Source organism: Acidobacteriota bacterium (assembly GCA_040752675.1).
GTDB lineage: Bacteria > Acidobacteriota > Polarisedimenticolia > JBFMGF01 > JBFMGF01 > JBFMGF01.
Window position 1 is genome coordinate 32204 of record JBFMGF010000001.1, and the last position, 11558, is coordinate 43761.

An 11558-nucleotide genomic window follows, 5' to 3' on the forward strand; every position below is an offset into this window, starting at 1 on the left:
TCAGATGAGCGTCATCAAAAAGATCATTGCACGTGAGATCCTCGACTCGCGCGGCTATCCGACGATCGAGGTGGATGTCATCACTGAGAATGGCTTTATCGGGAGGGCTGCTGTTCCCTCTGGCGCCTCCACGGGTAAAATGGAAGCGCTGGAACTGCGCGATGACGATGAAAAAAGATTCCTAGGGAAAGGTGTCCTGAAGGCAGTGGCTAACGTGAATGATGTAATTTCACCTGCTCTCTCGGGTATGGATGTATTCGATCAGTCCTTCATTGACAGAACTCTCTTAGGGATGGATGGTACGGAGAACAAATCCAGGCTGGGAGCCAATGCTATTCTTGGAGTCTCCTTGGCCGTTGCAAAGGCCGCTGCCGCGACGTTTGGTGTTCCTCTGTACAGGCAGATCGGTGGAACCGATGCGAAGGAGCTTCCCATCCCACTGATGAATATCCTGAACGGGGGTGTTCATGCTGACAACAACATTGATATCCAGGAGTTCATGATAGTTCCGGCAGGAGCCAATAGTTTCCGCCAGGCGCTTCGGATGGGTGCCGAAGTATTTCAAATGTTGAAGAAGGTCCTGAAGGAGAGAGGGCTCATCACATCCGTTGGCGATGAGGGAGGGTTCGCGCCAAATCTCAAGAATAATGAAGAAGCCCTTCAGATGATCGTAATGGCTATCGAGAAATCTGGCTACAGACCCGGAGAGCAGCTCTTTCTCGCCATGGATGCAGCGGCCTCGAGTTTTTATAGAAACGGCTATTACAATCTGAAGGCCGAAGTGAAGTCGGCCAAGTCGGCAGAGGAATTGGTGGATTACTATGAGTATCTTGTGAAGAGATATCCCGTTGTATCGCTGGAAGATGGAATGGCAGAAAACGACTGGAACGGGTGGAAGATTCTTACGCAAAGGCTCGGGAAAATAATCCAGCTCGTTGGCGACGACATCTTTGTGACCAATCAGAAGATCCTCAGGAAGGGGATAGAGGAAGGTATCGCAAACTCCATTCTCATCAAGCTGAACCAGGTGGGAACACTGACCGAGACTCTTGATACAATGAGACTGGCCCGGGAAGCGGGATTCACTACGATAGTCTCTCACCGATCTGGCGAGACGGAGGACACGACAATTGCGGACCTGGCTGTCGCGATGGATGCCGGCCAGATCAAGACGGGAGCACCGTCACGAACGGATCGTACGGCGAAGTACAATCAGCTTCTCAGGATAGAGGAGGATCTCGGCAAAGATGCCATATATCCTGGCTTAAGGATCTTTAAGAAAGGATGAAACCTATAAAACTGAAAATTGCTTTTCCAACCAGCAATGAGACTTTGCCCGTCTCGGGGAGAGAAAAGGCTCGGAAGAAGAGGAAGAAACTCACCACGAGGATCCTGGCCGTGCTTAGCGTCCTCTTCGTCCTGACGCTGCTCGTCAAGGCTGTCTTCGGGGACAGGGGGTTCCTGAGCGTTCTCAGGATCCAATCGGAATTCGCCTCGCTCTGCGAGGAGGTCGGGCAATTGGAAGAGCAGAATGCCAGGCTAGTTAAAGAGATAGACAGGCTGAGGAACGACGATTATTGCAAGGAGAAGCTTGCGCGCGAAAGGCTTGGATTCCTGAAAGATGGAGAGGTCGTCTTTCTATTCCCAGAATTCGAGAAGGAGAAAAACTCTTTCCCGGGTTCGGAGAGGAGAAATGAGCCTTCTCCCTGAGACTGGTATCCTGCAATTTTAGGGTTAGGAAATTCGTTTTCTATGATCCTGAGAGGATGACGTTCTTCAGATAACTTGCGCATCCTGCCTCGATGGGCATTGGCATAAGCTCCAAAGTAGCGGATCATGACCTGATGTTTCTCCGGGATATGGGAGGTCACTCTGGCGATGAACTCCAGGTAATCCATCCGCTCTTCCTGTAAGCTTCCCTTCCCATATTGGTAGATGACCTGACCCTCTTTCTCATCCAGAGACAATCTCTCTAAAGAGAGGAGGGGGCCGGATACTGATGAGTTCTTCTTTCAGGAGCAGAGAAAAGACCTCCCTGGCGAAGAATCGAGCCATCAAGCCATCGTCGAAGCTTGAAACTTTTAGGTTCGTTCGAACCGACTTTGATATTCTGAAAGGAATTCCTCGAAGTGATGAAAGAGCACACGATAGAGAACAGTCTTTTCTGGGTGCCTCTGGCGGTATATCCTGGACATGAAAAAGTTGGGCTTTCACAGAACATACCAGGATCCGCAAAGAACCAGAATATGGCAGTGGTGATCCTCCCAAATTGAAAATCACACACTGACAAGGGCTCGCGCATCTCATCCCACAAATACCACCCTGAGAGCTCGCCGCGACCCGAATTCGATGCGTTGAGCTCGCTCGAGTCATACGAGTTCAACTGTCACAAGTCGCTTTTCAGGCTGGGGCAAGAGCTGCGGGTGGCGAGGGAGGCGATCGAGAAGTTCGAGCCGGAATACTTGTTTTTGGATGGCTCTGTCGTGCCCCAAATAACGGACAAGCCCCCCAAGGATTCGGAAGTGAATGAGTTGTACGGGAGGGTGATAGGCGAGTACACGAGCCTATACGAAGCAGCCGAATCGCACCGATGTTCTCTGGCCGGCGTGATAAAGGACAGTAGGGGAAAGCGTTTCCAGAGAGCGCAGGCGTGCTCTCCCACTCCCACGACACCTCCTTCCTGTATTTTCTCCTCGAACCCATGGAGCGCACTTTCTCTTACGCGCACTCCAGCAAGGAGCACCCGGTGTTGCGGGACTTGGGCGAGTGGGGCAAGAAAGCAGTTGCTTTTTATGCAAAGCCCGTCTCTGAGGACAGGCCCTTGCGAATCGAGTTCATGGGCGCGCCAGACAAGCGCGATTCCATCGCGAGCACCGTTTGCTCTCTCTCGAGGCTCAGCAAGTCCTATGCCTACCCAGCGGTATTTATTGAAGCGGACTTGCGGGCTGCGCTCGACAGAATCGAGTTGGAGCGCGCTTACAGGCAGCTTCTCGGCCAAGTGGGATTCCGGAGCTCGATAATGAAGCTGAGGAGGGACTCAAGGCCTTTCAGGTAAAAATGCACCCTGAAAACGAGTCGATGAGGCTCGGGCTTGCAGGGCTCGCGGCCTTTCCGGCAATTATTGTGCTTCTTTAAGCGCTCTCTCCGTTTCTTGCGCAAGTAGCTTGTCTATCTCGCGCAAATTTTCTAAAGCCAGCCTCTTGGTCTCCTGCGCCCTCAAGTCATCTGAAGCCGCAGTAAAATTGAGCACCCCATCGAAGTCTTTTCTCGCGCCCTCCAAATCGCTTAAAACCATTTGCCTCACCACCCCTCTTGCATAATACTGGTGGCCGTTCGCAGGCGGAATCTTGTCTAGATCTTTCAAGAGCTTTCCAGCTTCCGCTTCCATTCCCATGGATTGCTTGAACTTCGCGAGCCGCGCCAACGCAGTCGCATAGTAAACGTAGTTTTTATCGAATTCTTCTTGCGGGGCTCCTTGCTTCGCTGTCCCGTGCGGGCCGCGCTCCACTACTTTACCGTAGGCTTCTTCGACAACCGAAGCCATCGCGAGCGCTTCCTTGTCCGAAAGCATTGCCTCCGCGACCTCAACCATTTTCGGGTCTGACACATTGTTGCCCCCCAAAACCGCTTCCCTTATGGCAAGCATTTGCTGGGCGCACGCGCCGATGTTCAAGTGGATTACTGAAGGCACTTCTTCCTCGAGGAAGCGCCAGGAGGCTTGCACGTAGCTCGCTTGAGCGTTTCTGAGGCTCTGCATCGACTCATTCAAGGCAATCAGCTTTTCTTTTATGCCACGGGAATTGGATGCCTTCCTCCAAGCTTTTTCCGCCCTCTCCATCCAAAGGTCTCCGATGTCCGCCCAAAGCTCTGCGGAGTCGACGATGGCGAGCTGGCCTGCCACCTCCCTTATCTTTCCCGAGCGCACGAGCTCCTCGCGGACTTCAGGGCTCGTTAAAACAGAGCTCCCGAGCAAGACAAACTTGCCTAGCGCATCCTTTTTCTGTTTCGTAGGCAGCTTCGAAACGTAGAGCTCGCGAATCCACTCGTAATCTTTCTCGCCGAGAATCTCTTGAAGCAATCCGTGGAAAACAGCTGCGGCAGTGGTTGTCACCCCCACATGGTCTTTAAGCGAGTCGGCTCCGCTCGCTTGCTTTGCGAGCGCGTCAAGCTCTTCCAGCACGAACAGATCGCGGTTGAGTTTTCTCGGCTTGGGCGCCTCCACCACCACTTTTTCTTCTTTCACGGCCCCGGGGATAGGCTGCCTCGCTTCCTCCTGAAATCTAACTACTGGCACGCTAACGTCTTTTGCAAGCAAGCCAGTAACCGCTTCCATCCTCTCCTCAATTGCCGCGTGAAGCAAGCCAGCCACCGTTTTCTCGCTAACTGCCGCAGAAAGCACTTCCCTAATACTGTGCCTGGGCGCCCCAAAGCTTCTCGCGATCTGCAGCGACTTTACGGCATCCCGCACGAGCTGCATGGCAGCATCGCTTTCTCCTTCCCCCATTTTTTGTTTCGCCCTCTCGAGCTCCCACCTCACCGCTTGAAGGTTTGCTCCAGCAGCGCTCGCGTCCTGCTCCCCCTTTCTTATTCCCCGCTCGAACCTGTCAGATTCCGCTTGCTCTGCCATCATCTCGGGAATCACGTGCGCGTCACGCCAGCTCAAAAGCCCGAACTCTTTAGCCGGCCCCACGAGCCTGTTGTAAGCGCTCCAAAAGTCTTGGTTCGCCGCAAGCCCTGAAGACATCCCAAGCCCTCGCATGACCAAGTAAGCGTTGTGTATTGAGAGGCGGTGGAGGAGGAAAGCGCGTTGTCCCTCGTCGGCCACTTCTTTTTTCGCCTCTTCAAATCCATTCCACCTCACCGAGTAATGGTAGAAAACTTCGTCCGCCTTCTGCCTTGCCTCCCCCTTCTTTTCTTCAGGCAATTGCTCCCACTTGCCCTTGTGATAGTCCGCCAAGTCGAGCCACGTTGTCAAGAGCGGCACAGAGGCAGCGCGCAACCCCATCTCCACTTGCTTGAACTCGTCGCTTGCCTTCTTGGAAACCGCGTCGACATTCGAGTCGTTGACGGTCGAGGTGTTCAGCGTTTGAGATAGGAGGCGCGTCAGCTCCCCGCCGCCTCTCGCGGCTTTCGTTTGTGGCGCGCTGGCAGTTTTTTTCTCGTCTTTCGCATGCTCTTCCGCTAACGGTTTGGCGGATATGAAGGGAGCTACTGCCGGCATTACCGTTGTTGCGGTAGCCATGGCTAAAACAGCGGCTTTTTCAGCAATTCTCCTCTTAACCTTTTTTTCAGCTTCCATCCCACTAACGCCAATCCAATATTATGCAAGAAGGAGTGTAAAAAATAAGAGGAAAGAGGCTCTCTGCTTGTCGGAGCCCCTCTCTAACCTTAATTCAGTTGCAGGGTGTCGCCCTGGCAGACTCCGTGGAACTTGCAGCACAAGCCTCCTGGCTCGTACGTGGTATCAAGGGTTAGGAAATTCGTTTCCAGCCGGCGTCGTTTTCTCTTCCATCCTTACTATGAAGCACGCTTGATTCTCAATATTTTCTCCCATGATATTACTTTAGTAGAAAAATGATTGTCAATAGGGAATGAAAGGGAAGAAAAAGCTCAATCGGTAATGGATAGAGAAGGAATCGGGGAAGAAGAGGCCAGAATAAGGCAGACTTTTCCTCAAGGGAGAATCAACCCGTCAAAAGATATCTGCTGGTATGACCTCCAACGCCATGCTCTGCTGGATTTTTGAAGGAGGGGGACGCTGAGGCACAAAGCTCAGGTGAAGATGATAATGTAAAAATCGGGCATCCAGAAGCTAAAATAGAAATTGCAGTTTACAAAAATCTATAAGCTTAAGGAGACCCGACATGAACATTATAGGATTAGATGCTCATAGTACAAGCTTTACCATGGCCATACTAAACAAGCAAGGGAAAATATGCAGTTGCATATCGAGAGAGACATCAGCAGAGAATCTGATCAGTTTAGTAAGGCAGGTGAGAGGACTATATTGCTCTTTCGATAGAAATTGAGTTATCAGAAGTTTAAAATAAGATAGAAGTTGAATGTTTTAAATAAAGGAGAAAAACAATATTATGAAACTCGTTCCCATTGGAAAGATAAGAACCTCTTTTAGATCTAAAAAAGTAACACCGATACAAACGACTCAATCCAGGGAAACGGGAAGAGCGGAGGTTTTTAAAAAATACCAGAAAGGATTGGATGATCTGGACGGTTTTTCTCATATCATCTTGATCTATTGGTTTCATCGATCGAAAGGATATTCTCTGAAAGTCACGCCTTTCCTGGATACGGTGAGGCGAGGATTGTTCTCCACCAGGTATCCGGGAAGACCCAATCAAATAGGCATAAGTATAGTGGAATTGCTCAAAAGAAAAGGTAATATCCTCTATGTCAGAGGCATAGATGTTCTCGACAATACTCCACTTCTGGATATCAAACCATATTTGCCTCAACTCAATCCCCAAGGGAAAATCAAGGTGGGGTGGCTAACGGGGAAGATTCAAAAAATGAAAAGCAAAAAAGGCCGCAAAGCTTCCCATCAATCCTCTTAATCTTCTTAATCTTCAATCATGCTCTTTAAACATTTTGTCCTGCCCCAGATCATTTTTTCGGATCCACTCCATGAGCATGGCGACATGCTCTTTCTCCTCATTCATATTATGAGCCAGGATCTTTTTTAAAGTGGCATCATCAGTTGCATCGATCCTTTCCTGATAATAATCAATGGCTTCCAGCTCCTCGCGGAGCGATTTCCTGGCTCTCTCCAGATCAACATGCTTGGGATTCATCTTTTCCAAAGGTTCAAAGAAAGGCATTTTATACCTCCTCACATTGAGAAAATCTTGACAAGAATGGTTTTAAGAATTAAAATTATAATGAGCATATGCTCATAATATATTAACATCGAATTAGAACCATGCCAAGACCAAAATTATGTCGCTGGATTCGCTTCCACCCGGGGTCCAGTTTTTTCAAGCCGCAAGGGATACCTCTTCGCTTTTTGCATGAGGTCAGCCTCAGCATGGATGAGTTTGAGGCTATAAGGCTTGCTGATTTTGAAGGATTATATCAAGAGGAAGCAGCCAAGAAAATGAAAATCTCGCGCCAGACATTCGGCAGGATTCTTACAGAAGCTCATAGAAAGATTGCGGAATGTTTGGTTCAAGGAAAAGCTTTAAGCATAGAGGGAGGTGACTACATCATGATTACCAGGAGGTTTCGCTGTACGGATTGCGGGCATACCTGGGAAGTGGCTCATGGAATGCCAAGACCCACGGAATGTTCGCATTGTAGCAGCATCAACATTCTTCGGGCAGAAGAAGATAGAGGTTTTACAGGGCGAGGTGGATTTGCTGGGGGCAGAGGGGGTTTAGGAGGCAGAGGAGCCCAGGGGGCAGGAAGAGCTCCTGAAGGAAGAGGAGGCTCAGGCGGAAGAAGGGGTTTAGGTGGGGGAGGAAGGCCTGGTCGCAGAGGCGGCGGTCAAAGAGGGGGCTTCAGGCGAAGATCAGGAGGCTCAAGATAATTGAACATCCAGGCTAAAACTGGCCATGGAAGAAAGAGAGGTAAAGAAATGAAAGAAGAAAAATGGATCAGAGGTATGGGACCTGTTGGACATTGTGTTTGTCCACAATGCGGTTATAAGAAACCGCATGCACAAGGAATTCCATGCCGAGAGGAGGTATGTCCCAAATGCCAGGTTAATCTCATCAGAGAAAGGTCATTTCACCATGATCTGATTAAGAAAAAGAAAGGGGGTGAATAACAATGTATGGACGTTATGGATGGTATGGAGGGGGACGGGGAAGAGGAAGAGGTTGGTGGGCAGGTTGGCCCACTTCAGGTGCTCCCTCCGGATATACTTACATTGGACCTTGTCGGTGTGGTTGGGGACCAGATGCTTTTTATGCAGACCCGAGTGGGAGAATCGTTCACGCATCACAAGTTCATCGATGGGGATGGCAAGCACCAGAATCTTATGCGAAAGAGGATATCGAAGCAGAGGTGCAATGGCTGAAGGAAGAAAAAATGGAATTAGAAAATCGCATCAGGGAGCTGGAGGAACGATTAGAAGGAAAGGCTGAAAATAAGAAGTAAATTCTTGGAAGGCAAATTGGTTGATAGGACAGATTTGATTGAGGGTCACATTTGCCATGATAAAGGACATTAAGGATTCAAGTCAATTTTTTTCCTATAGTGCTCATGGTTAACTTACCGTGTCTAACTCCCTTAGTGCTGGTGAGTCTATCGGCTATCTTTTTAATGATACCGCTTTTCCCTCTGACAATGAGAACTTCCAGGCAATTGTGAGGGTCAAGATGGATATGCATCGAAGAGAGGATGTTTTTATAATAGTCGTGTTCCAGAGATGTGAGAACGGCTGCTAGTTCCCGAACTTCATGACTGTATACTAAGGTTATTGTCCCTATCGTTTCTTTATGCGGATCAAACCATTCCTGATCGACAAGGCGTTCGCGGATTATATCTCTTATGGCTTCCGATCTTGATTTATATCCTCTTTTTGATATGAGGCGATCGAAATCATGGAGAAGATAAGTGCTCATGGAAATGCCAAATCGAATCGTATCTTTCATTATTCGCTCCCGATAGTTTCTTCCGTTGAATCTTCTTCGCAAAACGCGTAGAAGATAGTGCGCTCAAGCAGCAGCCCTCAAGCAGGCTTGCGGGTAGAATTCATGGTGAAGCTTGAGCACCATAGACATGATTGTCTGGCCGCTGGCGGTGACACGCCAACGGCGGGATCTGGGAATTTTGCAATGAGACCTCGAAGATGAAGACGTTTGAAGAGACGAGAGACAGCGGCGCTCTGTCGTCTGTTTTCACAGACGCCTCTGGCAGGAGAGAACAGATGAAACCGGATATTCTTGTTCCGGCAGCCTCTGATCATGTGCTCACCACGCATGACGGCGGAGAACAGGCGGATATCAGCATCAGATGCGGGATTGAAGCCCAGGTAAGGGCGATCATTGCACCGAACGGGTTCCACGAGAAGGTTCAACTGTCTGTAAGCGATAGCTGGATCATCGACCACGGCGAGGGCATCGAGATAGCGGGCATTGGCAGCCCTGGAGACCTCGGCGTAGCGATAGAAATTAGCCACGCCTTTTCGCATGGGGAACCATCCGACCACACACTCTCCTTTCCATATGCCCCTGCGACGGACCATGAATTCATACGGGTGGTTGATGACTGTTTCCACTCGCAGGACGCATCCGATCTTGTCGTACATCTTGATCCAATTTTCCTTCATCCGGTGTTTGATACGAGCGCCCGGCCACCGCTTTGCGAAGGTGTTGATGATTTCGCCGGCGAAACCGCTGTGCAGTTTTCTTCCGAGGAAGGTCATGATATCCTCGGCACTGAAGCAGAGGGTGGCATGCTTCAGCAGATTTTCATACAGAGGTTGCAGCATCTTCCGGCTGGTGAACATGACGTCGGTGGCGTACTCGGACTGGTCAACAACCCAGTAGTACTCCATGCCGCTCAACAGAGTTTTCATCAGGGGATTAGCCTTGCGGGCAAAGCTGGAGAGGATGCGGGGCCATGGGAGGTTGGGAAAACGGTCGGCCAGCCGTTGTGCGCGGCCGGGATCATCGATCTGGATGAAAGCGTTCGCAACATTCTGGTAGGCGATGCCGCGCGTATCCATTTGTCTGGCCAGCCAGTCGTGACCGTTGAGACATACCTGAAGAGTGAAGGGAAACCAGGTCTGAAGGCGGATGTGCGTGAATCCGAAAACGGGATCGATGAAGTAGAAGTAGAGGCGGAGACATTTTCGCGGAGCATTGACTATTGTTGGGCGACCTTCCCCATAGACGAGCTTGAAACTCTGGCAGCCTTCGAGGATGGCGAAGACGCAGATCAAGCCGGATGTGATCCCGTCCTCGCAGGCGATTTTCCTGGCGAGTTCTTCTTTCCTGATTGTTCTGGTGAGATACCGGTAGGGACGTTTGGCTTTCGCAGCAATGTCCTGGGTGTAGTGTTTCAAGCAGGTTGAATGTTTTGCGATGAAGCCTTTGAAGTCTCGGAGGAGGAGTCCTTGCCTGGCGAGGAAATTCTCCATGCCTTTGGCGTAACTGATCGGCAGGTGTCCTTTAAAAAGAATTCTGTCAAACGAAGACAAAGATTTTGGTAGAATGTTTCTTGATAAATTCGTTCATGTGAGTGTTCCTCCTTTTCTGTTGAACACAGGAGATAGTATGCAGGAGGAACGCTTACTTTTTAAAGAGGAAATAGCTTAAAAGATTTTTTGGTTGCGGCAGAAGGCCGCCTTAGGAGATGATCGATATGCTTTTAGGTTCACAGGGGATGTGGTTAAGCTTTATCTATTCAAAGATAGAGCCATTAATCTTGATTCTGAAAAGCCAAATTATGTGTTGCATCGCATTTCTAAAGCGGCGCACTAACCATGCGCTCCAGCAGACCGTACTGCCTGTCATGCTGCTTGCGGGGCAAGCAGCCCGCCAGGCGCCGGCCACTGAGCGCTATCGTTAGGCTGAATAGAGTAGTAAATGATCTATCCAAAAACATTATGAATAAATTTTTATTCAGGAGCAGATTAGTGCATAGATTTAGAAGCATTTCAATATTGATTCTTACGCTAGGGCTCAGCATATCAATTTTCTCATGCGTTATGATAGCATTTAGACCTGATGATTCTAGACTCGTACGTGGACCTTTTCCTCCTGAGATTGCCTCTATTGAAAAGGGAGAAGATCTAATAGCTGTAGCAGAGCTGAAACTACATGAGAATTTGGGTGAGACATTTCCAAATCTAACTTTAGTTAATGCTCAGAATGATGTCGTTACCTTAGAAGAATTTCGCGGCAAGCGTCTTGCAATTCTGGTTTCTACAACTGATTGTCATTATTGTGTTTTGTGGCTTCGAGATCTTCATAATACAAGATGGAAGCCTCCTGAAGGTTACGATCTTCTTATGGTGCTTTTCAGTTCAGGAGGAACTAAAGAATTTAATCGACTTGTTATGAACGCTCCTAATCATTTTCTCGTGGGGTGGCCCCTCATTGATTATCTTGCTTACGCAAGATTCTATCCTGCAATGTATTTCGTATCTGACGAAGGCATTTTTGAAGGATATAAAAGAGGATATTTGGCTGATCCAGTTTGGCATGTAGAAGTAGATAATAAGGCTAATAATAATTAGCGATTGATTTTAACTTTGTTTAATTAATGGCTTAATCAGCGTAACCCACCGCTCAAGCTGACAGTGCTTAGCACTGCAGCTTAGTGGCAACGTGTGTGCCGGGCATGATATGCCATTTGCGGGGTGCAAGTCCCAGCGCCAGGTTTTCGCGGAGCCGAAGGCAAGGAGAAGGGCAAGGGCGTCGCCGTGAGGCGGGGTCTGGAGGAAGCCCAATCCGAAGACGCGGGACGACGAACAGGAACCGGATATGCGGAATGAATCGTCCTGACCGTTGCGCAGGAGTCAGCAGAGGGCGTAGTAGCAGTGCGACGGGGCACGGGGAAGGCCCGAACGGATGAAAGGAGGAGTAAGCGGG

The 11558-nt window shown here is 49.5% G+C and carries 12 protein-coding genes and 1 pseudogene; 7 read left to right on the top strand and 6 right to left on the bottom strand.

Annotation, left to right across the window (positions count from 1 at the left end; all coding sequences use genetic code 11):
• Positions 1–4 precede the first annotated feature (4 nt).
• Together eno and AB1756_00150 are read left to right on the top strand one after the other, a co-directional pair.
• Complete coding sequence (gene eno / locus AB1756_00145; protein ID MEW5805762.1) at positions 5–1288, top strand: phosphopyruvate hydratase; 1284 nt, start codon at positions 5–7, stop codon at positions 1286–1288.
• Positions 1285–1710, top strand: a complete 426-nt coding sequence (locus AB1756_00150; protein ID MEW5805763.1) for a septum formation initiator family protein — start codon at positions 1285–1287, stop codon at positions 1708–1710. The genes eno and AB1756_00150 overlap by 4 nt, the downstream gene beginning before the upstream one ends.
• 152 nt (positions 1711–1862) lie before the next feature.
• On the opposite strand, the pseudogene AB1756_00155 reads toward AB1756_00150, so the two are convergent.
• Positions 1863–1967, bottom strand: a pseudogene (locus AB1756_00155) (hypothetical protein).
• Between the two features lie 683 nt (positions 1968–2650).
• Between AB1756_00155 and AB1756_00160 the strand changes: the two are divergent.
• Positions 2651–3055 (top strand): hypothetical protein, encoded by a 405-nt coding sequence (locus AB1756_00160; protein ID MEW5805764.1) that lies wholly within the window; start codon positions 2651–2653, stop codon positions 3053–3055.
• A 63-nt stretch (positions 3056–3118) separates the two neighbouring features.
• Here the strand turns inward: AB1756_00160 and AB1756_00165 are convergent, their stop codons facing one another.
• Positions 3119–5299 carry a hypothetical protein gene (locus AB1756_00165; GenBank protein ID MEW5805765.1) on the bottom strand — a complete coding sequence of 727 codons (2181 nt, stop codon included), beginning with the start codon at positions 5297–5299 and terminating at the stop codon, positions 3119–3121.
• A 793-nt stretch (positions 5300–6092) separates the two neighbouring features.
• On the opposite strand from AB1756_00165, the gene tsaA reads away from it, so the two are divergent.
• Complete coding sequence (gene tsaA / locus AB1756_00170; protein ID MEW5805766.1) at positions 6093–6572, top strand: tRNA (N6-threonylcarbamoyladenosine(37)-N6)-methyltransferase TrmO; 480 nt, start codon at positions 6093–6095, stop codon at positions 6570–6572.
• Between the two features lie 12 nt (positions 6573–6584).
• Here tsaA and AB1756_00175 read toward each other — a convergent pair whose 3' ends face one another.
• On the bottom strand, positions 6585–6836 hold the full coding sequence (locus AB1756_00175) for a ferritin (protein MEW5805767.1): 252 nt from the start codon (positions 6834–6836) through the stop codon (positions 6585–6587).
• 101 nt (positions 6837–6937) lie between these two features.
• On the opposite strand from AB1756_00175, the gene AB1756_00180 reads away from it, so the two are divergent.
• Positions 6938–7543: a DUF134 domain-containing protein gene (locus AB1756_00180; GenBank protein ID MEW5805768.1), complete on the top strand. Its 606-nt coding sequence runs from the start codon at positions 6938–6940 to the stop codon at positions 7541–7543.
• A 246-nt stretch (positions 7544–7789) separates the two neighbouring features.
• Entirely contained in the window at positions 7790–8035 is a 246-nt protein-coding gene (locus AB1756_00185) for a hypothetical protein (GenBank protein ID MEW5805769.1), read from the top strand.
• A gap of 157 nt (positions 8036–8192) precedes the next feature.
• On the opposite strand, the gene nikR is transcribed toward AB1756_00185, so the two are convergent.
• Both nikR and AB1756_00195 read right to left on the bottom strand, forming a co-directional pair.
• Entirely contained in the window at positions 8193–8612 is a 420-nt protein-coding gene (gene nikR / locus AB1756_00190) for a nickel-responsive transcriptional regulator NikR (protein ID MEW5805770.1), read from the bottom strand.
• Between the two features lie 77 nt (positions 8613–8689).
• On the bottom strand, positions 8690–10102 hold the full coding sequence (locus AB1756_00195; GenBank protein ID MEW5805771.1) for a hypothetical protein: 1413 nt from the start codon (positions 10100–10102) through the stop codon (positions 8690–8692).
• Between the two features lie 498 nt (positions 10103–10600).
• Here AB1756_00195 and AB1756_00200 point away from each other — a divergent pair, with 498 nt between their 5' ends.
• The gene (locus AB1756_00200; GenBank protein MEW5805772.1) at positions 10601–11203 is read left to right on the top strand and encodes a hypothetical protein; all 603 of its coding nucleotides are present in this window, start codon (positions 10601–10603) and stop codon (positions 11201–11203) included.
• A 67-nt stretch (positions 11204–11270) separates the two neighbouring features.
• Here the strand turns inward: AB1756_00200 and AB1756_00205 are convergent.
• Positions 11271–11558 (bottom strand): hypothetical protein (locus AB1756_00205; GenBank protein ID MEW5805773.1); only part of this gene is annotated, 288 nt, incomplete at its 5' end.

Coding starts and splice junctions, on each gene's coding strand:
- eno (MEW5805762.1), top strand. CDS start 5: ATGAGCGTCATCAAAAAGATCATTGCACGTGAGATCCTCGACTCGCGC.
- AB1756_00150 (MEW5805763.1), top strand. CDS start 1,285: ATGAAACCTATAAAACTGAAAATTGCTTTTCCAACCAGCAATGAGACT.
- AB1756_00165 (MEW5805765.1), bottom strand. CDS start 5,299: ATGGAAGCTGAAAAAAAGGTTAAGAGGAGAATTGCTGAAAAAGCCGCT.
- tsaA (MEW5805766.1), top strand. CDS start 6,093: ATGAAACTCGTTCCCATTGGAAAGATAAGAACCTCTTTTAGATCTAAA.
- AB1756_00175 (MEW5805767.1), bottom strand. CDS start 6,836: ATGCCTTTCTTTGAACCTTTGGAAAAGATGAATCCCAAGCATGTTGAT.
- AB1756_00180 (MEW5805768.1), top strand. CDS start 6,938: ATGCCAAGACCAAAATTATGTCGCTGGATTCGCTTCCACCCGGGGTCC.
- AB1756_00185 (MEW5805769.1), top strand. CDS start 7,790: ATGGACGTTATGGATGGTATGGAGGGGGACGGGGAAGAGGAAGAGGTT.
- nikR (MEW5805770.1), bottom strand. CDS start 8,612: ATGAAAGATACGATTCGATTTGGCATTTCCATGAGCACTTATCTTCTC.
- AB1756_00195 (MEW5805771.1), bottom strand. CDS start 10,102: ATGGAGAATTTCCTCGCCAGGCAAGGACTCCTCCTCCGAGACTTCAAA.